This is a genomic window from Flagellimonas sediminis, from assembly GCF_010500845.1.
Taxonomy (GTDB): Bacteria; Bacteroidota; Bacteroidia; order Flavobacteriales; family Flavobacteriaceae; genus Flagellimonas; species Flagellimonas sediminis.
This window is the reverse complement of sequence record NZ_JAAAMI010000007.1, coordinates 150,679-170,233: the sequence shown is the minus strand read 5'-3', so window position 1 is coordinate 170,233 and position 19,555 is coordinate 150,679. Positions and strand designations below refer to the sequence as shown.

Below are 19,555 nucleotides of genomic sequence, written 5' to 3'. Positions count from 1 at the left end.
TCAATTCCAACGTTTATTGTTGAACTGGTTCTTTTTCCAGTACCACATCATGATAAACCCGATCAATGCACCTCCAATATGGGCAAAATGCGCCACTCCTGTATTCACATTGCCTATACCAAAGATCAAGTCGCCTGCTATCAAAAGCGGAACAAAATATTTGGCCTTGATGGGCACCGGTAAGAAGATGAGCATCAGTTTTGCCTCAGAATACATAAAGGCAAAGGCCACCAAAATACCATAAATAGCTCCGGAAGCTCCCACTGCAGGGGTATTAAATGCCGTTAACATATTATCAATGGTCCCTTTTGAGGCAATGTCGTACCACCCTGGACTATACTGCCCATTGGTCAAAATATCCAAAATCTGCGTTTTGGCAATACCGGCCCCTTCCAATGCACTGATTCCTTCGGTAAAAAGGAAATAATTGACTCCTGTGTGTAACGCCGCAGATCCCAATCCAGCCGAAAAATAGAAAAACAGGAACTTGTTCCTGCCCCAAATACGCTCCAGGGGTGTACCAAAGGCCCAAAGCGCATACATATTAAAAACGATATGCATCAGGTTGCCATGCATGAACATGTGGGTCACCACCTGCCACCATTCAAAATTGGGGTTTTTGGGAAACCAAAGCGACATCCATTGGTACATTTGGTCCCCGTACAATTGCGTGGCAAAAAACATGATCACGTTAATGATCAATAAATGTTTTACTGCCTCTGTCATTCTACCCATCTAGCTGAATTTTTTATCGATATCTCCTTCGGAGATAATGGTATACGTTACTTTTTGAAATGGACTCAGGGAAGGTTCCTTGCAGGCGAACAAATTGTTCACCAAGGCCAATTGCGACTCTTGGTCCAACACTTCACCTGTTTTAATGGCCAAATTTTTGGAAAGTACCTTGGCCAACATTTCTGCCTGCGAAAGCGACCCACTATCAAATCCTTCCATATAATCCGCAATCAGGCGGTCCAATACCGTGCCAATCCCGCTTTCGGGGACCATCAGCGGCACTCCTGTCACTTTTACAGTCTCATGCTCCAAACTCTCAAAGGCAAACCCAATATTTGTCAGGCTTTCCTTGATTTCGTTCAAAACCGTCAATTCGTTTTTGTTGAAGGTCAGTTCCAAAGGAAAAAGCAACTGCTGGCTCACCCCTTCTTTTACCGTAATCTCCCCTAAAAATTTTTCGAACAGGATGCGTTCATGGGCCCTATTCTGATGGATGACCAATAAACCCGATCGCACAGTGCTCATCACATATTTTCTGCGTAATTGAAAGGTTGCCGCCAAATGTTCCTCCACTTCATCGTCGGCATACAGACTACCTTGGACCTCACTTTCAGATTCGATTACCACACTGCTGAATTCCTCTACATCTATATCCTTCTCCAATCCTTCGAACATACTCTCCCAACCTTTTGCACTGGCCTTTTGAAAGGAACCGCCCATAGCCCTTCCGCCTGATTTCTCAATAAAAGGATTGAAAGATGCATCCACCGTTACCTTTGGTAAAATGGCATCCCTTTCCTTGTAGGCATAAGGTGTATCCAAATTGGGGTCGTGTTCAAAATCCAGAACGGGTGCCACGTTGAATTGCCCCAAACTGTGTTTTACCGTGGAACGCAAGATGGCGTACAAGGTATTTTCATCATCAAATTTCACTTCAGTTTTGGTGGGATGTATGTTGATATCGATAGACGATGGGTCCACTTCCAAATACAGAAAATAACCAGGGTACATCTCTGGCTTAATCAAACCTTCAAAGGCGGCTGTCACCGCGTGATGCAGGTAAGGACTTTTGATAAAACGGTCGTTGGCGAAGAAAAACTGCTCGCCCCTGCTCTTTTTGGCAAATTCGGGTTTACAGACAAAACCCGAGATCTTTACCACCTCGGTTTCTTCGTTCACGGGTACCAATCGGTCCTCCATGCGGTTGCCGAAAATATGGGCAATCCGCTGACGGTGTCTTGTTTTGGGCAGATTGAACAGTTCCGATCCGTTGTTATAAAAATGGAATTCGATGTTGGGATGTACCAAGGCCACGCGATGGAACTCATCGGTAATATGCCGTAGCTCCACTTGGTGCGACTTTAAAAAATTTCTTCTCGCCGGAATATTAAAAAACAGGTTTTTCACGGAAATGGACGTTCCTTTTGGAGTGACCACAACGTCTTGGGAAACAATCTTACTACCTTCGATCTTGATCTGCACCCCTACCTCACTATCCTCTTTCCTTGTTTGCATATCTACATGGGCAATGGCGGCAATGGAGGCCAACGCCTCACCACGGAACCCTTTGGTATGTAAATTGAAGAGATCTTGGGCGGATGTAATCTTGGATGTAGCATGGCGCTCAAAGGACAATCGGGCGTCGGTCTCGCTCATTCCCATGCCATCATCCACCACTTGGATCAAGGTCTTTCCCCCGTCTTTGATGATCAACTTAATGGTGCTGGCACCGGCATCTATGGCGTTTTCCATCAACTCCTTGACTACTGAAGCAGGACGTTGAACCACCTCCCCTGCCGCAATCTGATTGGCAACATGGTCCGGTAAAAGTTTGATGATATCCGCCATTAGGAAGTCCAGAATATCGATAAATCGAAGTCAATGATGATGAGGAACAATAAGACCAAGATGGCTACAATCACGAGAAATCGAAGTTTCAAGTTCTTGTCCCCTTCATTCTTCAGGTCATCCATGGCCGAGCTGAACTTGTTCTTCAACCCTCGATTGGTTTGTACCGTACTTCGGAATTTATCCAGTTTGTGTTCTATCTTAAAAGGATTGCCCTCACCCTTGTAGTATCGTGGTGAATACTCGAAGCTTCTATTTTTTCTAAGTTTCAAGGGGTTTCGCATGATATCCTTCTCCTATATGCCCAAAGGTACTCAAAATAGAAAAAAGGGCTCGGAGACCGTTCCTAAAAAATGTTAACAACCGTTGGTCAGCTTGATGTGTTGTTAGACTACTGGATTGTTGGATTATTGGATTGTTAGATTCTTGGCATATTGGATTTCAGGAAAAACAGAAACGTTCGGCTTGAACTTGAACTTGGCACTTTGACTTGCTCTTATTTTCCCAACACCGCCATCTGAATGGCTGCAATGGCTGCTTCAGTACCTTTGTTGCCGTGTTTGCCACCGCTTCTGTCTAAGGACTGCTGAATATTATCGTCGGTAAGCACACAAAAGATAACAGGTACATCGTAGGCAACATTCAAGTCCTTGATGCCTTGGGCCGTGGCACTGCACACAAAATCAAAATGGCTGGTTTCACCCCTGATCACACTTCCTATGGCGATAATGGCATCCACCTTTTGGGTTTTGATCATTTTTTTGCTGCCAAAGGTTAGCTCAAAGCTACCGGGTACGTTCCAACGGATAATATTTTCTGGCGAAGCCCCACAATCCAAAAGAGCCTCTTGGGCACCTTGGAAAAGGGATTCGGTAATCTGTCCGTTCCATTCCGAAACAACAATCCCAAACCGAAGATCCTTCGCGTTTGGGATTTTATTTTTATCGTAAACGGATAAGTTTTTGTTCTCTGTGGCCATGTTTTAGTTTTGGGCCATCCCGATCAAGGCATCGATACCGATTCCTTCTTGGGAGTCAGGATATTTTTCTTTGATCTGTTCAAAATAACCCAATGCCTTTTCTTTTTGTCCAAGTTCAATGGCAACCACCCCAGCTTTGTATAAAAATCTAGGGGTTGTGAATTCATTATCGCTATGGGCAATGGCTTTTTGATAGTAATCCAAGGCATCTTCAGGCTGGTTCAATTGGGAAAAAGCATCCCCGATACCCCCTTTTGCCATAGCTCCCATAATGTCGTCATCCGATGAGAAACTTTCCAACTGGGAAATGGCGTTTTGGTATTGCTGAAGGTTCAAATAGGTCATCCCTGCAGAATATTTGGCAAGGTTGGCCGCTTTGGTACCACTGTATTCTTCTATGATATCCAGGAAACCATATTTACCTTCGGCGCCGTTCAAGGCCAAAGTGAACAAAGAATCCCTTTCGGTTTCGCTGTTCAAGGCTTGATCAAAATATTGTTGTGGATAGAAAAGTTCGTTGGCGGCTGTTGCCTCCTTTGGTTTTTGGATGAACTGATGGTAACCCAAATAAGCCAAAACCCCTACTGCAACGGCACCAATAACCCCCAAAATATAGTTTTGGTTCTTTTGTACCCATGCCTCGGTGCGCGACGCACTCTCATCCAGGGTGTGGAATACTTCGGCAGTTGTGCTTTCGTGATCGTCTATCTGAGCTTCCTCTTCTTTATTTTTTGGCTTAAAGCCTCTCTTCTTGTATGTTGCCATCCGTCATTAAATTGGTCGCGCAAAAATAAAGTTTTTATCCAAAACCGAAAGGTAATTTATTCGTTATTTTTGGAATCGCAAATTTGGGTGCCAACCTGCAAAACTTCATTGTTTCTCAAAAGCCATATGTTTTTAAGACATTTATCTTTAGTCAATTACAAAAACTTTGATTCCAAGGACCTGGAATTCGACCCGGTGATCAATTGTTTGGTGGGCGATAATGGGGTTGGCAAGACGAATATTCTGGATGCCATTTACCACCTCTGTTTTGGCAAGAGCTATTTTAACCCCGTCTCTACCCAAAACATCAAACACGATACCGAATTTTTTATGGTAGACGGGGAATTTGAAAAGGAAGGCAGGAGCGAAAAAATCATCTGCAGTTTTAAAAAAGGCACCAAAAAAGTGATCAAACGCAATGGCAAACCGTATGAAAAGTTCTCGGAACACATCGGTTTTTTGCCCCTTGTGATCATTTCTCCGGCAGACCGCGACCTTATCTTGGAAGGCAGCGATACCCGAAGAAAATTTATAGATGGGGTCATTTCACAATCGGATAAGGCCTATCTCAACAACCTCATCAAATACAATAAGGTCCTTGTCCAGCGGAATTCATTATTGAAGTATTTTGTGGCCAACCGCACTTTTGAACGAGACACCTTGTCCATCTACAACGAACAATTACATGGCCTGGGCACCGAAATCCATAAAAAAAGATTGGATTTCATCTCCTCTTTTGTTCCTATTTTCAAGGAACAGTACCAACACATTTCGGACAAGGAGGAGCAGATCATGCTGTCCTATGAAAGTCAGTTGGAGGAAGGAAGCCTCCTAGAGCTTTTGGAGGCCAATATAGAAAAGGACCGGGCACTGCAATATACTTCGGTAGGCATCCATAAAGATGACCTCAACTTTACCATTGCCGACCATCCCATCAAAAAATTTGGAAGTCAGGGACAGCAGAAATCTTTCTTGATCGCCCTAAAATTGGCCCAGTTCCATTTTATAAAGGAACAGGCCAGTACCACTCCCATTTTATTGTTGGATGATATTTTTGACAAGTTGGATGAAAGTAGGGTTTCCCATATTGTTGGCTTGGTTAAGAACGACAATTTTGGGCAGATCTTTATCAGCGACACCCATGCGGAACGCACCGAAAATGTGGTTAAAAACATCCATCAGAGCTATAAAATCTTTACCTTGTAGCTCATGAAAAAATTCCTTTTTACCATAATCGCCCTATTGATTCTTGCTTGTGAAAGTGCTTCCGTAAACGAAGCGGACCTTCATTATTTGAACGGGTATTGGGAAATTTCAGAAGTGGTTTTTCCCGATGGCTCCATCAAGGAATATGGTGTAAATCCCAGTATCGACTTTATTCAATTTGAAGACGGAAAAGGATACCGGAAAAAAATGCAACCCAAATTTGACGGCACTTATGACACTTCCAACGATGTGGAAACTTTTACAATAACTCCAGGTAACCAGAATTTTGTCCTTCAGTACAAAAACGAATTCAGTGAGTGGGAAGAAAATTTGGTCGCCATAGATTCCATAGGATTCTCCGTGACCAACATGGATGGCATCCAATATACGTACAAGCGTTTCGAACCCATTAAAATTCCCAAATAATGGCCGAAAGAAACAACGATCATATGGCATTGGGTGAGGCCTTGGGCGCATTCATCAAGGAAAATAAGCTGCAAAAGGGCATGGACAAAGTGGATGCCCGCGAAGCTTGGACCAGCTTGATGGGCAATGGGGTGAACAATTATACCACATCGGTAGAATTGAAAAATGAAACGCTTTATGTTTCGCTTTCCTCTTCAGTTTTGCGTGAGGAACTCAGTTTGGGCAAGTCTAAGATCATCACCATGATCAATGAGGAACTGGGCAGGGAATTGGTCAAAAAATTGGTACTACGATGATTTTGTCAAGTCACCTTTTATGAAAGTCATCCTTTCCACGGAACGGCTCATTGTTTCAGAAGTAGCACTTGCCGATTCAAGCTTTATTTTGGAATTACTCAATAGTCCTTCATGGATTCATTTTATTGGAGACAAAGGAGTTAGAACAGAGGATGATGCTAAAAATTACATACAAAATAGTCTCTTAAACTCCTATAAAACCAATGGTTTCGGACTTTATAAATTAGTCTTGAAAGAATCCAAGGCACCTATGGGTCTTTGTGGTTTTTTGAAACGGGATTATCTTGAAAACCCGGATATTGGATTTGCCCTTTTACCCGAATTTGAAGGAGAGGGGCTAATGTTCGAGGCCAGCCATGCGCTGCTGGAATATGCCACATCAACGTTGAATTTTGATGAAGTCATGGCTATCGTAATGCCTACAAACAAGAGGTCCCGTCAATTGCTTGGCAAACTCGGATTTATGAAGAAGAACTTGATCTTACCTCCAAGTGGTGACGAGAAATTGCTATTATATTCAAACAAAAAAAGCCACTCTTTTGGAGCGGCTTCTTCTTAGTATTTTACTATCCTTAGAAAATTTCCCTACCAGAAAAGTGGAAAGCACCTTCTATGGCTGCATTCTCATCGCTATCGGAACCATGGATGGCATTTTCACCGATACTGGCAGCATACAACTTACGGATGGTACCTTCGGCAGCATCAGCAGGGTTGGTAGCACCGATCAAGGCACGAAAATCATCCACTGCATTGTCCTTCTCCAAAATAGCGGCCACAATGGGACCTCTGGTCATAAAATCGACCAATTCACCAAAGAATGGACGCTCTTTGTGGATGGCATAGAATTCCCCGGCATCCCTTCTGCTCAATTGTGTGTACTTCATGGCCACGATCTTGAACCCAGCAGCCGTTATTTTTTCCAAAATCGCACCAATGTACCCATTTTCAACGGCATCAGGCTTGATCATGGTAAACGTTCTATTTCCCGTCATTTTTTTATAAATTTTGCGCAAAAGTACAGTTTTTCGAAGAACGGACAAGCCTAATAGGTTTGTTTTAACTCCTGAAGCACAGCGCCATTATCGCCCATCATCTTCATATCTGCCTCTTTTTTCTTAAAATTTAGGCTGATAATGCCATAGCTTTTATTCGAAACCACTTCTCCCACCCTATATCGGTTAGGCTCCCCGCTAAAACTAAAATAGGAATGGGTGAGTCCACTGCTGGTAAAATCTATCAGGGGATAAGCCAATCCCGGAAGGTCTTTTTTTGAGAATTCCGAAATGTGCCTGTCCCCCGACAAAATGATCACGCCGTTAGCCCCTGACGCAACGATCATATTTTCCAATTTTTCCACTTCCTTTGGAAAGTTGCCCCAAGATTCGAAGCCATGTTCCCCAGACAAAAATTGGATACTGGACATAATCAGGTTAAAATCCGCATCGGAATTGGAAAGTTCGTTTTGCAACCATACCCATTGCGCATCACCCAAAATCGTGGCATTACTGTCTATATTTGGTTTATAGCGTCTTTTAGGATCTTCATCCTTCACCAAATCACTTCTAAAATAACGAGTATCTAGAATTATGACCTTCAATTTGCCGGCTTCAGTTTCATAATCATGGGAAGCGTACACGCCTTCACGTGTCCTTCTTTCACTATCTTGAGGAACTCCCATAAAATCAAGGAAAACCTGTTGACTCTCCTTTTTCACTGCAAAGCTGGCACCACCATCGTTGATCCCAAAATCATGGTCGTCCCAGGTACCGATAATCGGCACTTCGGCCTTTAATTTGGCATAGCCGGAAACTGTATCCTGCATGGCATAAATGGAGCGTAACCTATCCATGTCCTCCGTATCTGCATAAACGATATCCCCACCCCAGATCCATATATCGGGGTGTTCTGCCAAAATATCGTCCCAAAAAGGATTGGGCTCTTGAGGCATGTTGCATGATCCAAAAACCACAACAAAGTCCGGTTTAACTTCTTCTTGGATTGTGGGCGGTTTTTCTTCCTTCTTCTTGCACCCCAAGATCAGGGCCACCAAAAGGAACAATACACTAAAGTGTTTCATGGTTGGAATTTAGGTCTTCAAAAATAAGGATTAAGCAAGTTAGCTCTATATTATATTATTGTATATTTGGCCGCATGAATCCAGAGGACATCACTACAGTAAAGTCGATACTTTCCCAACCTCAAAAAATTGCGATCATTCCCCATAAAAACCCAGATGGAGATGCCATGGGCTCTTGTTTGGCACTATATGGTTTCCTAAAGGAAATGGGACAAATTGCCCATGTGATTGCTCCCAACGATTATCCCAAATTCCTGAAATGGATGCCCGAAAACGACTCGGTAATCAATTTTGAAAGGGAAAATCAGAAGGCCGTCCGATTGCTGGAAGAAGCCACGGTTATCTTCACCTTGGATTTTAACGACCTGTCCCGTGTGGGGCAAATGGAGACTGCCCTGAAAGCGGCCACAGCCGATTTTATTATGATCGACCACCATCAACAACCCAGCGATTATGCCGTGGTAACCTATTCTGATGTTTCCATGAGCTCTACCTGCGAAATGGTCTATAATTTTATCCAATTTTTGGGTGAAACCGATACCATTACCAAGGATATCGCCACCAATCTGTACACGGGCATTATGACCGATACGGGGTCTTTCAAATACCGATCCACCTCTAGCAAAACGCATCGCGTGGTGGCCGAGCTTATTGATCGGGGTGCCGAAAACATGGAGATACACCGTCAGGTTTTTGATACCAACTCCCCATCCAGGTTACATTTGTTGGGTGTGGCGTTGAGCAATATGGTCATTCTGCAAGAATACCGCACGGCGTACATCACCCTTACCCAGGAAGAACTGGATACCTACGACTATAAAAAAGGCGATACCGAAGGTTTTGTGAACTATGGACTTACCTTGGAAGGGATTATTTTTGCGTTGATCTTTATTGAAAACAAGGAAGAAGGAATCATTAAAATATCGCTGCGTTCCACGGGTGATTTTTCGGTGAATGATTTTGCCCGCAACCATTTTGAAGGTGGTGGACATATCAACGCCGCTGGTGGCCGAAGTGAATTGAGCATGGAAGAAACGGTGATGCGCTTCAATAAAATCCTTAAAACCTATAAAAGCGAATTGAACCCATGAGAATTGCTTTTGTTTTTTTGTTGGCCCTATTGTGCATCAATTGCAGTGGACCGGAACCCAGAAAACCTGTGGAGGTAAAAACGGGCAGTTTTTACAAAGAATCCATAGAGCGAAATAAAAAATTGTTGGCCGAAGAGGAAGCTGCCATCCAAGAAATCATCAAAAAAGACACGGCGCATGCGTATGAGGCCAGCCCCAACGGTTTTTGGTATTATTTTGAAACCAAGAACGATACGGCCGTTTACCTTCCCAAAACCAATGATCAAATCTTGTTCTCCTACAATTTAATGACGTTGAACAACGATACCATCTACACGGCCGAGACAATTGGCCCCATTTCACATGTGGTGGACAAACAACAATTGTTCCCTGGCTTACAGAATGCCGTTAAATTACTGAAAGTAAGTGAAAAAGCCACCTTCATGTTCCCGTCGTTACAAGCCTATGGTTACCAAGGCGACAACAATGCCATTGGCCCTAGGACCCCGGTAAAATCTTCGGTGGAATTACACACCATCATCATAAACAAAGACAGTTTAAACTAAATTTTAAAATGCAATGAAAAAATCCCTTTATATCCTAACCTTGATCTCCACGGTTTTCTTTGGCTGCAAAACCAGCAAGTATGCTGAATTGGGCGACGGTATTTTTGCCGATATCCAAACCACCCAAGGTGATATCATCATTAAATTGGAATATCAAAAGACTCCCGTTACCGTGGCCAATTTTGTCTCGCTGGCCGAGGGCAACAACCCTTATGTAAATGATGAGTTCAAGAACAAAAAATTCTATGATGGGGTTATTTTCCATCGCGTGATCAAAGATTTTATGATCCAAGGTGGTGATCCAACCGGAACTGGAAGTGGTAACATCGGTTACACCTTCAAAGATGAGATCAACGATTCCCTCCGTCACTCCAAAAAAGGAATGATCTCTATGGCCAACCGTGGCCCAAAAACCAACAGTAGCCAATTCTTCATTACGCACAAAGAAACACCTTGGTTGGATGGCAAACACACCGTTTTTGGGGAAGTGGTACAAGGGTTGGACGTAGTGGATTCCATTGCCAATACCAAAACAGGGCCTGGTGACAAACCAATGACAAATGTTGTCATGAACCACGTAGAAATCGTACGTAACGGCAAGGAGGCCAAAAACTTTGACGCCCTAAAGATCTTGGCAGATTACTTTGAAGAAGAAAAAGTAGCTTCTGCGGCATTCATTAAAATGAAGTCGGACTTGGCTGCAGAATTCACCGAGCAGATGGCTACCGCACAAGAAATGCCTTCCGGTCTTAAGATTTTGAAGTTGAAAGAAGGTGATGGGGTTCAACCAGAAATTGGTCAAATGGCATTGGTAAACTATGCCGGTTGGTTGATGAACGGGGACTTGTTCGATAGCAACATAGGAGAAATCGCATTACAATTCAACCAATTCAACGCCGGAAGAAGGGATCAAGGCGGTTATGCCCCATTCCCAATGAAATATAGCCCTGACGCCCAATTGGCAGCTGGTTTCAGGGAAGCGTTGTTGACCATGAAGGTAGGAGACAAACTTCGTGTGTTCATTCCTCCTCACTTGGGTTATGGCGATTACGATTACGGACCCATTCCAGGAGGATCCACTCTGGTATTCGATTTGGAAGTAGTGGGAATAGAAGAATAGACATCCACATAAAAAACAAAAAAGCCGTACTTTTCCGTGCGGCTTTTTTTTATGCCAACATTTTTTGCAAAGCATTCATTTGTATTGATGGGACAAAAGACCAAAACGATTCTAGTCATCCTTTTTCCGATCCAGATTTTTTTGGTGGGTTTGTTGGCTAGGTATCCTGATTGGGTGGAGGAATATTACAGTAACGGCATCTACGTTTACATCTCCCGTTTTTTGAGGATGTTGTTCGGTTGGCTTCCTTTCTCCTTTGGAGACGTATTGTATACCGCACTGTTCTTGTTAGCAGGCAGATATCTCTACAAACAATGGAAGCGAATCAAGGTAAAACCCCTCAACTTTGTAAAAGATGTGGTCGTGGTGCTCTCCATCGCCTATTTTGCATTCCACTTGCTCTGGGGCATGAACTATTACCGCCAACCCATTACTTGGAAACTGAACATTGATCGGCAATATACATTGGACGAACTGGTTCGGTTTACCCAAACTGTGGCCCAAAAAACAAATGATTATCAACAGCAAATAACCCAGGACAGCCTAGCCCCGGTACACATTCCCTACCCCAAAAGGGAAATCTTTCAAAAAACCGAGGATGCCTACGCTCTGCTACAAAAACAATTTCCGGAATTCGAATATACCAACCCGAGTTTAAAATCATCCATCTATAGCCTGCCACTGACCATTATGGGCTATGGCGGTTACCTCAATCCCTTTACCAACGAGGCACAGGTAAATGGAATTACCCCTGCCTTCCGATTGCCCATGGTCAGCGGTCATGAAGTGGGCCACCAGTTGGGTTATTCCGCAGAGGACGCCACCAATTTTATTGGTTATTTGGTCACCTCGAACAGTGACGATGTTTATTTCAAATATGCATCCTACCATCATGCCTTGGGGTATTGTCTATCGGATCTGTTTTACAAGGATGAAACCCAGTACAAAAGGATTTTGGCCACCCTAAATCCTGGTGTGAAGGAAAATTTTAAGGAATTGAACGATTTTTGGAAAAAATATGAGAATCCATTGGAACCCATGTTCAAATCCGTATTCAACACTTTTTTAAAGGTGAACAACCAAAAGGAAGGCATCAAAAGTTACAACGGGGTCGTTGGGCTTATGATCAACTACGAAAATAGCCCCTCCTCCAAATTTTGAAACTTGTGGGGTACATACACTTAGGTTATATTTAAGCCTACTAATTCAATATTAACCTTATGAAATTTAAACTCTTGGCGCTGTCTTTCTTCTTGGGCAGTGTTTCTTTGTTCGCACAAGACTATTTTCCCATAAATGATGGTGTAAAGGCAAAGAAAAACAACAATTACACGGCATTTACCAATGCCAAGATCTACATTACCCCTACTCAGGTAATTGAAAAAGGTACGTTGCTGATCCAAAACGGTAAAGTGGTACAGGTTGGAAAATCTGTAAGCATCCCAAAAAATGCCGTTGTTGAGGATTTGGAAGGAAAATCCATTTACCCATCTTTTGTGGACATCTTCTCCGATTTTGGAGTAAAAAAACCTGATCGCGACAGTGGTGGTGGCCGTTCAGGGCAATATGAGCCGGAAAGAGAGGGCTTTTATTGGAACGATCATATCATGCCCGAAAACAATGCCATCAACAGTTTTAAATACGACTCCAAAAAGGCCGGAGAACTTAGAAAAGCTGGTTTCGGGACCGTAAATGCCCATATTGAAGATGGTATTGCCCGTGGTACAGGATTACTAGTGGCCCTAAACGATGGCGGAAGTGAAGCACAACGCATCCTTTCCGACAAATCGGCCCAGTATTTTTCATTTACCAAAAGTGTTGCCAAGAGACAATCCTATCCAAGTTCATTGATGGGAGCAATGGCCTTGATGCGCCAATTGTATTATGATATGGATTGGTACAGCAAGGGCAATGTGGATACCAAGGACCGTTCCTTGGAAGCCTTGATTGCCAACAAAGGATTGGTCCAGATCTTTGATGCCGGCGATAATGGCAATGTATTGCGCGCCGACAAGATCGGTGACCTGTTTGGGATTCAATATGTAATCTTGGCAGGAGGAGATGAATATGAGCGCATTGAAGATATCAAAGCTACCAACGCCAAATTGATCTTACCTCTTAATTTTCCAGATGCGTTTGACGTTTCCAACCCATATCAGGCACAATACATTTCATTAAGCGATATGAGACATTGGAACTTGGCTCCATCCAACCCAAAGGTTTTGGACGATAACGGTGTGGAGTTCACTATTACCCTACACGGTTTAAAATCTCCTTCAGACCTAAAGGATAAATTGATGAAGGCCATTGAATATGGCTTGTCCAAAACCACAGCCCTTGAAGCACTGACCACCATTCCGGCTGGAATTTTGGGCAAATCAGGACAGATCGGATCACTACAAGTGGGAAGTCAGGCCAATTTCTTGATCACCTCCGGTGAAATCTTTGACAAGAACACCATCCTATATGAAAACTGGGTGCAGGGAAGTAAGAACATTATCCAATCCATGGACATTGTGGATATCCGTGGGGATTACAATCTTTCCGTTGGCGCCAATACTTTCGCTGTTTCCTTGAGCGGTTCGGTGGACAAGCCCAAAGCGGACATTAAAAAAGGGGAAGAAACCTTGGAATCCAAATTCACTTATGATGCCGATTGGTTGAACCTTGCCTTCTCAGAAGATGGTGTGGGATCCTACCGAATGGTGGCCCATGTGATGCCAGGTTCGGAAACCATCAAGGGTAAAGTGGTGCTTCCCAACGGCGATGAAACCACAGCAACCTTGACCAAAACCAAGGCCTTTGAGGAAAAATCCACTCCAGAGGAAGCCGAAAAACCAGAATTGGTGGCACTCACCTTTCCCAATGTAGGATATGGCTATGCCTCCAAACCGAAGCAGGAAACCATGCTTTTCAAAAATGCAACCGTTTGGACTGGTGACAGCATTTTGGAAAATACCGATGTATTGGTCAAAAATGGTAAAATTGCCAAAGTGGGCAAAGACCTTAAAGCCAGTGGCGCAACGGTAATCGATGCAGCGGGTAAGCATTTGACAGCCGGAATCATCGATGAGCACTCCCACATTGCCGCCTTGGCCATCAATGAAGGAGGACACAATTCCTCAGCAGAGGTCCGTATGAAGGATGTTATAGACCCAAAGGACATGGGAATTTATCGCGATCTTGCAGGAGGTGTTACCACAATTCAATTGTTGCACGGTTCCGCCAATCCTATAGGTGGCCGTTCTGCCATATTAAGATTGAAATGGGGTGAAAACGCCGATGGACTTATCTTCCCGAACTCCCCCAAATTCATCAAGTTTGCCTTGGGTGAAAACGTAAAGCAATCCAACTGGGGCAGTTTTTCCCGTTTTCCTCAGACCAGGATGGGTGTGGAACAGGTGTATACCGATTATTTCCAGAGAGCCAAGGAATACGATACCAAGAAAAAGAGCGGACAACCTTACCGTTACGATGAGGAAATGGAAACCTTGGCCGAAATCCTGAACGGCGAACGGTTTATCAGTTGTCACTCCTATGTACAGAGCGAAATCAACATGATGATGAAGGTTGCCGAAAAATTTGATTTTCGGGTAAATACCTTCACCCACATTTTGGAAGGGTACAAATTGGCCGACAAAATGGCCGAGCATGGTGTGGGAGGTTCAACTTTTAGCGACTGGTGGGCCTACAAATATGAGGTGAACGATGCCATTCCGTATAACGCGGCCATCATGGCGAGCCAAGGAGTAACCGTGGCCATCAACAGCGATGATGCCGAAATGTCAAGACGATTGAACCAAGAGGCCGGTAAAACGGTAAAATACGGAGGCGTTTCGGAAATTGAAGCTTGGAAGATGGTAACACTCAACCCGGCTAAATTATTGCACTTGGATGACCGAGTGGGCAGTATTGCTGAAGGTAAGGACGCCGATATTGTCCTTTGGACAGACCATCCGCTATCCGTCTACGCCAAGGCGGAGAAAACAATCATTGAAGGAGCCGTTTATTTTGATTTGGAAAAAGACAAAATGATGCGCGAAACCGTGAAAAAGGAAAGAAACCGACTCATTGGAATGATGCTCAACGAGAAGAAAAAAGGCGGTAAGACCAAAACTCCGGTCCAAAGCAAAAAAGAACTATTCGATTGTGACACCCTATAAACCATACACCATGAAAAAGATATTTTTAATCATAACCATTGTTTTTGGGGTTTCATTGAACGCACAGCAGACCCCAGCACCTCCACAAACCGAACAAGTTGCCATTTTTGGTGCCACGGCCCACATCGGCAATGGGGAGGTCATTGAAAACTGTACCATCATTTTTAAGGATGGAAAAATCACCGCGATCGGTGCGGACCTAATGGCCCCCACCATTGGAACCATGATCGATGCCAAAGGAAAACACGTGTATCCAGGGTTTATAGCTCCGGCTAAACCTTTAGGATTGGTGGAAGTAGATGCCGTAAGGGCCAGTGACGATCAGGATGAAATTGGTGAAATGATTCCCCATGTAAGGAGCATCATTGCCTACAACGCCGAATCGAAAGTGGTGGAGAGCATGAGGCCCAACGGAGTGCTTTTGGGACAGGTAACCCCGCAAGGAGGAACCATTTCCGGCACATCGAGTATTGTGCAGTTCGATGCCTGGAATTGGGAAGACGCTGCCGTTAAGACCGATGATGGCATCCACATGAACTGGCCATCCTTTTTTAGGAGAGGCAGATGGTGGATGGGTGAAGACCGTGGCTTTGTTCCCAATAAGGATTACGGAGACCAAACGGACAACATTAAAATGTTCTTCTTGAATTCCAGTGCTTACGGACAAGCTGCAGAAAAGGAAAAAAATCTTCCTTTTGCGGCCATGGAGGGACTTTTTAATGGCTCCAAGCGTTTATACATCCATGCCGATGGGGAGAAGGAAATGACCGATGCCGTGAACATGGCCAAGGAAGTTGGTGTGAAGCACATTGTAATCGTTGGCGGATACCGTGCCAATAAAATTGCCGATTTCCTTAAGGAAAACAATGTGGCCATTTTGGTAGGAGTGACCCACGCCCTACCCGAATACGATGATGACGATTATGACCTTCCATACAAATTGCCAAAACTTTTGGTAGATGCAGGTCTATTGGTCGGATTACAGAATGAGGAATCGGCCAATTTCCAAGCCAGGAACATGGCTTTTTATGCCGGCCAGACCGTTGGACAAGGATTGGACAAGGAAAAAGCCTTGCAACTTTTGACCAGTAACACAGCCAAAATACTTGGTATCGATGATCAATATGGAACGTTGGAAGTTGGCAAGAGTGCCACTTTGTTCATCTCCGAAGGTGACGCCTTGGATATGCGTACCAACCAGCTTTCCAAAGCTTATATTGATGGTAGGGACGTATCCCTAGAAACCCATCAGACCAAACTTTGGCACCGCTATATGGGCAAGTTTGAAAGAGAAAAGACAGGACAATAGTTCTCTCAATAAAGCAAGCGGCGTTCAATTGAACGCCGCTTTTTTTTAACTCTTCTTGATTTCGACAAATTCTGCCCCTTCCGGTTTCCCATAGAAACTGTCGGGTTTTGGTTTGTTGCTCAATGAGGCTTCATCAAAAGTGACTGTATTTCGGGCGTCAAGAATATTTCTTCCTTCGTAATTGTGCCATGTAATGGTTTGTGGGAGTAGCACACCACTTAAACGTTGCCAATCCCTATAACGGATCCACCTAAAATTATCGGAACTTTCACCGGTTCTGTATGTAACAGTATAGCCCAACCAGGCCATTTGATAGGTTTCCGGGTCAAAGTGGATAAAGTATTCATCTTTAGAGGATGCTCCTACCCCAACATTATAGGAAATTTTGACTCCAGGGTAATGTTTCCCTTCAAAAACCAAATCTTCCGCATGGCCATACACAATGCCTTCATCTGCCAAAACAAATGGCATTCCATAAAAATAGAACATGAGATTATGATAAAAAGCAGCATCTCCCTTGTAGCTTTTATCAGGATCCAAAAGCCAAGCTTTTTCTCCATCAAAACCCATGGAGTACTTTTCCGTATCCACCCTATCCTTTCTTGACCAAAGGTCTATTGTATGGGTTTCAGGAGCTTCTGGATTTGGCAGAACAAAGGAAAGCGTCCGCATGGATTTCCAAAGTTCCAATCCACCATGGGCCTCAAAGACCTTGGCCATGTTTTCCGGATACTTAGTTTTGTTGGTAACTTCTTCAATAGGTTCGGGCACTTCTACTTGTTCCTTTTTCGAGGAAGGTTTACAGGCAACAAATGCCAAAAAAATCATCAGGATGGTTGTTTTTTTCATGGAGTATATTTTGGCAATTGGTCGAAAACAGCTTTTTTAGATTACAAGAAACGCTATTTTTACTCCGTGATGGAAGCCAAATCGATCAGCAGTGTCCAAAATCCATTGGTAAAACATATACTGCTACTTAAGGAAAAATCCCGTGAACGGAAAAAGAGCGGACTTTTTGTGGTGGAGGGACAACGTGAGTTGGAACTTGCCCAAAAGGGAGGTTATACCCTTACAACTTTTTTGTATTGTCCTGAGATTTGGCCCGATCATCACCTGAAAAAAATACTGGGAAATTCAAGCCCCGAGATCATCCAGATCACCCAACCCGTTTATGAAAAATTGGCACATCGCGGAACTACGGAAGGAGTTTTGGGAATCCTGAAAGTCAAGGAGCATGTCTTAGAGAGCATTCGGTTCAAAAACAAACAACCCTTGGTACTGGTGGCAGAAGCTCCCGAAAAACCTGGTAATATTGGTGCGCTCTTACGAACTGCGGATGCCGCGGCCATAGATGCCGTTTTGATCGCCAATCCAAAGTCGGACCTTTACAATCCGAACATTATCCGATCCAGTGTGGGCTGTGTTTTCACCAATCAGGTAGGGATGGGTTCCACAGAAGAAATCATCCATTTCCTAAGATCAAACCAAATCAAGATTTACTGTGCAGCCCTGTCAGCTTCCAAAAACTATGTGGATTGTGACTTTACAGGTGCCACCGCTTTGGTAATGGGTACAGAAGCGACAGGATTAACGGAGGATTGGCTCCAAACTTCCGACCAAAACATCATTATACCGATGCAAGGGGAAATCGATTCAATGAACGTTTCGGTATCGGCGGCAATACTTATCTTTGAGGCCAAGCGACAACGCGGATTTTAGTCTATGGAAAAAACTGTACTCTTTTATGTCATTCTCGCTATCCTTGTTGTCCAATATTTGGTCCACCAATTGTTGGAACACTTGAATGCCCAACGGTTCAAATCCACTTTACCACCCGAGTTATCAGATGTTTTTGACGAAAAGGAATACCAGAAATCACAGGAATACAAACAGGCGAATTATCGGTTTGGGTTACTGTCCGATGGATTTTCCTTGCTATTGACCCTATGCTTTTTGTGGTTCGGCGGATTCGAATGGATAGACCAATTGACTCGTTCCATTAGTATGAAAACCATCCCAATGGCCTTGGTATTCTTCGGGTTGATCACCTTTGGCAGTGCCGTATTGGGGTTGCCGTTTTCGTATTACCGCACTTTTGTGATCGAAGAAAAATACGGTTTTAACAAGACCACCAAAAAATTGTTCTTTTTGGACAAGATCAAAGGCGGTATCCTGACAGCTATTTTGGGAGGAGGAATTTTATCGCTATTTATTTGGTTTTATCAATGGACAGGGCCAAAATTTTGGATTTACACCTGGATCATGGTTGGGGTTGTTATTTTGTTCATCAATTTGTTTTATAGCAGGTTGATCGTGCCCATGTTCAATAAGCAGACACCACTCAAAGATGGAACCTTGAAAAACGCCATAGAAGGATATGCCCAAAAAGTGGGGTTTGAACTCAAGAACATTTTTGTGATCGATGGCTCCAAACGCTCCACCAAGGCCAATGCTTACTTTTCCGGATTCGGTAAAGAAAAACGGATTACCCTTTTTGATACCTTGATCCATGATCTGGAGGAAGAGGAAATTGTGGCCGTTTTGGCGCACGAGGTTGGTCACTACAAACGAAACCATATCATTTTCAATTTGGTTTTGTCCTTGGCCGTCACTGGATTTACCCTGTATATTTTGTCCCTTTTCATCAACCATCCGGGGATATCTTTGGCCATAGGGGTAAGCACTCCCAGTTTTCATGCGGCCCTGGTAGGTTTTGCCCTATTATACAGCCCTATTTCCGAAATTACCGGTTTGGCCATGAACTATTTGTCCCGAAAATTTGAGTTTCAGGCGGATGATTATGCCAAGAACACCTTTTCGGCCGCACCATTGGTTACCTCGTTGAAAAAGTTGTCCAAGAACAGTTTGAGTAATCTTACCCCCCACCCCGCTTACGTTTTCGTGCACTATTCCCACCCACCTTTGGTGGAGCGCATCCGAAACCTTAAGGCATAGTTTTTGTTGCCCACCTAATAAGATTGTAGTAATTTTAATA

General features: G+C 43.7%; 20 protein-coding genes. 12 read left to right on the top strand and 8 right to left on the bottom strand.

The annotated features are described in order from the left end of the window. From GTK07_RS14235 to GTK07_RS14215, 5 genes are all read right to left on the bottom strand, one after another. Complete coding sequence (locus GTK07_RS14235; protein WP_163635918.1) at positions 1-735, bottom strand: rhomboid family intramembrane serine protease; 735 nt, start codon at positions 733-735, stop codon at positions 1-3. Then, positions 736-2,583, bottom strand: coding sequence for a DNA mismatch repair endonuclease MutL (gene mutL, locus GTK07_RS14230; protein WP_163635917.1), 1,848 nt, complete (start codon positions 2,581-2,583; stop codon positions 736-738). After that, a complete protein-coding gene (locus GTK07_RS14225; RefSeq protein WP_163635916.1) occupies positions 2,583-2,867 on the bottom strand; it encodes a riboflavin synthase subunit beta in 285 nt (94 codons plus the stop codon). The genes mutL and GTK07_RS14225 overlap by 1 nt, the downstream gene beginning before the upstream one ends. 212 nt (positions 2,868-3,079) lie before the next feature. Beyond that, positions 3,080-3,562, bottom strand: coding sequence for a 6,7-dimethyl-8-ribityllumazine synthase (ribH, locus tag GTK07_RS14220; protein ID WP_163635915.1), 483 nt, complete (start codon positions 3,560-3,562; stop codon positions 3,080-3,082). A gap of 3 nt (positions 3,563-3,565) precedes the next feature. Then, on the bottom strand, positions 3,566-4,327 hold the full coding sequence (locus GTK07_RS14215; protein WP_163635914.1) for a tetratricopeptide repeat protein: 762 nt from the start codon (positions 4,325-4,327) through the stop codon (positions 3,566-3,568). Between the two features lie 126 nt (positions 4,328-4,453). Between GTK07_RS14215 and recF the strand changes: the two genes are divergently transcribed. The 4 genes from recF to GTK07_RS14195 are packed head-to-tail and all read left to right on the top strand — an operon-like array spanning position 4,454 to position 6,814. After that, positions 4,454-5,533 (top strand): DNA replication/repair protein RecF, encoded by a 1,080-nt coding sequence (recF, locus tag GTK07_RS14210; protein WP_163635913.1) that lies wholly within the window; start codon positions 4,454-4,456, stop codon positions 5,531-5,533. Positions 5,534-5,536: 3 nt separating this feature from the next. Continuing rightward, a complete protein-coding gene (locus tag GTK07_RS14205; RefSeq protein ID WP_163635912.1) occupies positions 5,537-5,959 on the top strand; it encodes a hypothetical protein in 423 nt (140 codons plus the stop codon). Beyond that, complete coding sequence (locus GTK07_RS14200) at positions 5,959-6,255, top strand: DciA family protein (protein WP_163635911.1); 297 nt, start codon at positions 5,959-5,961, stop codon at positions 6,253-6,255. Before GTK07_RS14205 ends, GTK07_RS14200 begins: the two co-directional genes overlap by 1 nt. 19 nt (positions 6,256-6,274) lie before the next feature. After that, complete coding sequence (locus GTK07_RS14195; RefSeq protein WP_163635910.1) at positions 6,275-6,814, top strand: GNAT family N-acetyltransferase; 540 nt, start codon at positions 6,275-6,277, stop codon at positions 6,812-6,814. A 13-nt stretch (positions 6,815-6,827) separates the two neighbouring features. Here GTK07_RS14195 and GTK07_RS14190 read toward each other — a convergent pair whose 3' ends face one another. Then, positions 6,828-7,247: a nucleoside-diphosphate kinase gene (locus GTK07_RS14190; RefSeq protein ID WP_163635909.1), complete on the bottom strand. Its 420-nt coding sequence runs from the start codon at positions 7,245-7,247 to the stop codon at positions 6,828-6,830. 50 nt (positions 7,248-7,297) lie between these two features. Then, positions 7,298-8,332 carry an alkaline phosphatase D family protein gene (locus GTK07_RS14185; RefSeq protein WP_163635908.1) on the bottom strand — a complete coding sequence of 345 codons (1,035 nt, stop codon included), beginning with the start codon at positions 8,330-8,332 and terminating at the stop codon, positions 7,298-7,300. Positions 8,333-8,406: 74 nt separating this feature from the next. Between GTK07_RS14185 and GTK07_RS14180 the strand changes: the two genes are divergently transcribed. The 6 genes from GTK07_RS14180 (at position 8,407) to GTK07_RS14155 (ending at position 16,560) form a co-directional block, all read left to right on the top strand. After that, a complete protein-coding gene (locus GTK07_RS14180) occupies positions 8,407-9,423 on the top strand; it encodes a DHH family phosphoesterase (protein WP_163635907.1) in 1,017 nt (338 codons plus the stop codon). Next, positions 9,420-9,968: a gliding motility-associated peptidyl-prolyl isomerase GldI gene (gldI, locus tag GTK07_RS14175; RefSeq protein ID WP_163635906.1), complete on the top strand. Its 549-nt coding sequence runs from the start codon at positions 9,420-9,422 to the stop codon at positions 9,966-9,968. The genes GTK07_RS14180 and gldI overlap by 4 nt, the downstream gene beginning before the upstream one ends. Positions 9,969-9,981: 13 nt before the next feature. Then, positions 9,982-11,088: a peptidylprolyl isomerase gene (locus tag GTK07_RS14170; protein WP_163635905.1), complete on the top strand. Its 1,107-nt coding sequence runs from the start codon at positions 9,982-9,984 to the stop codon at positions 11,086-11,088. A gap of 87 nt (positions 11,089-11,175) precedes the next feature. Then, entirely contained in the window at positions 11,176-12,249 is a 1,074-nt protein-coding gene (locus tag GTK07_RS14165; RefSeq protein ID WP_163635904.1) for a DUF3810 domain-containing protein, read from the top strand. A gap of 59 nt (positions 12,250-12,308) precedes the next feature. After that, complete coding sequence (locus tag GTK07_RS14160) at positions 12,309-15,251, top strand: amidohydrolase family protein (protein WP_163635903.1); 2,943 nt, start codon at positions 12,309-12,311, stop codon at positions 15,249-15,251. Between the two features lie 10 nt (positions 15,252-15,261). Next, positions 15,262-16,560 (top strand): amidohydrolase family protein, encoded by a 1,299-nt coding sequence (locus tag GTK07_RS14155; protein ID WP_163635902.1) that lies wholly within the window; start codon positions 15,262-15,264, stop codon positions 16,558-16,560. A gap of 45 nt (positions 16,561-16,605) precedes the next feature. Here the strand turns inward: GTK07_RS14155 and GTK07_RS14150 are convergent, their stop codons facing one another. After that, positions 16,606-17,409: a DUF6503 family protein gene (locus tag GTK07_RS14150; protein WP_163635901.1), complete on the bottom strand. Its 804-nt coding sequence runs from the start codon at positions 17,407-17,409 to the stop codon at positions 16,606-16,608. Between the two features lie 69 nt (positions 17,410-17,478). Here GTK07_RS14150 and GTK07_RS14145 point away from each other — a divergent pair, with 69 nt between their 5' ends. Both GTK07_RS14145 and GTK07_RS14140 read left to right on the top strand, forming a co-directional pair. Then, a complete protein-coding gene (locus GTK07_RS14145) occupies positions 17,479-18,279 on the top strand; it encodes a TrmH family RNA methyltransferase (RefSeq protein WP_163635900.1) in 801 nt (266 codons plus the stop codon). A 3-nt stretch (positions 18,280-18,282) separates the two neighbouring features. Next, positions 18,283-19,515 carry a M48 family metallopeptidase gene (locus tag GTK07_RS14140; RefSeq protein ID WP_163635899.1) on the top strand — a complete coding sequence of 411 codons (1,233 nt, stop codon included), beginning with the start codon at positions 18,283-18,285 and terminating at the stop codon, positions 19,513-19,515. Positions 19,516-19,555: the final 40 nt, after the last annotated feature.

Bases quoted from the DNA above. Each gene is read 5' to 3' on its own strand.
- GTK07_RS14215 (WP_163635914.1), bottom strand. From the start codon at position 4,327: ATGGCAACATACAAGAAGAGAGGCTTTAAGCCAAAAAATAAAGAAGAG.
- ribH (WP_163635915.1), bottom strand. From the start codon at position 3,562: ATGGCCACAGAGAACAAAAACTTATCCGTTTACGATAAAAATAAAATC.
- GTK07_RS14180 (WP_163635907.1), top strand. From the start codon at position 8,407: ATGAATCCAGAGGACATCACTACAGTAAAGTCGATACTTTCCCAACCT.
- recF (WP_163635913.1), top strand. From the start codon at position 4,454: ATGTTTTTAAGACATTTATCTTTAGTCAATTACAAAAACTTTGATTCC.
- mutL (WP_163635917.1), bottom strand. From the start codon at position 2,583: ATGGCGGATATCATCAAACTTTTACCGGACCATGTTGCCAATCAGATT.
- GTK07_RS14185 (WP_163635908.1), bottom strand. From the start codon at position 8,332: ATGAAACACTTTAGTGTATTGTTCCTTTTGGTGGCCCTGATCTTGGGG.
- GTK07_RS14225 (WP_163635916.1), bottom strand. From the start codon at position 2,867: ATGCGAAACCCCTTGAAACTTAGAAAAAATAGAAGCTTCGAGTATTCA.
- GTK07_RS14155 (WP_163635902.1), top strand. From the start codon at position 15,262: ATGAAAAAGATATTTTTAATCATAACCATTGTTTTTGGGGTTTCATTG.
- GTK07_RS14165 (WP_163635904.1), top strand. From the start codon at position 11,176: ATGGGACAAAAGACCAAAACGATTCTAGTCATCCTTTTTCCGATCCAG.
- GTK07_RS14190 (WP_163635909.1), bottom strand. From the start codon at position 7,247: ATGACGGGAAATAGAACGTTTACCATGATCAAGCCTGATGCCGTTGAA.
- GTK07_RS14150 (WP_163635901.1), bottom strand. From the start codon at position 17,409: ATGAAAAAAACAACCATCCTGATGATTTTTTTGGCATTTGTTGCCTGT.
- GTK07_RS14170 (WP_163635905.1), top strand. From the start codon at position 9,982: ATGAAAAAATCCCTTTATATCCTAACCTTGATCTCCACGGTTTTCTTT.
- GTK07_RS14140 (WP_163635899.1), top strand. From the start codon at position 18,283: ATGGAAAAAACTGTACTCTTTTATGTCATTCTCGCTATCCTTGTTGTC.
- GTK07_RS14145 (WP_163635900.1), top strand. From the start codon at position 17,479: ATGGAAGCCAAATCGATCAGCAGTGTCCAAAATCCATTGGTAAAACAT.
- gldI (WP_163635906.1), top strand. From the start codon at position 9,420: ATGAGAATTGCTTTTGTTTTTTTGTTGGCCCTATTGTGCATCAATTGC.
- GTK07_RS14160 (WP_163635903.1), top strand. From the start codon at position 12,309: ATGAAATTTAAACTCTTGGCGCTGTCTTTCTTCTTGGGCAGTGTTTCT.
- GTK07_RS14195 (WP_163635910.1), top strand. From the start codon at position 6,275: ATGAAAGTCATCCTTTCCACGGAACGGCTCATTGTTTCAGAAGTAGCA.
- GTK07_RS14200 (WP_163635911.1), top strand. From the start codon at position 5,959: ATGGCCGAAAGAAACAACGATCATATGGCATTGGGTGAGGCCTTGGGC.
- GTK07_RS14205 (WP_163635912.1), top strand. From the start codon at position 5,537: ATGAAAAAATTCCTTTTTACCATAATCGCCCTATTGATTCTTGCTTGT.
- GTK07_RS14235 (WP_163635918.1), bottom strand. From the start codon at position 735: ATGGGTAGAATGACAGAGGCAGTAAAACATTTATTGATCATTAACGTG.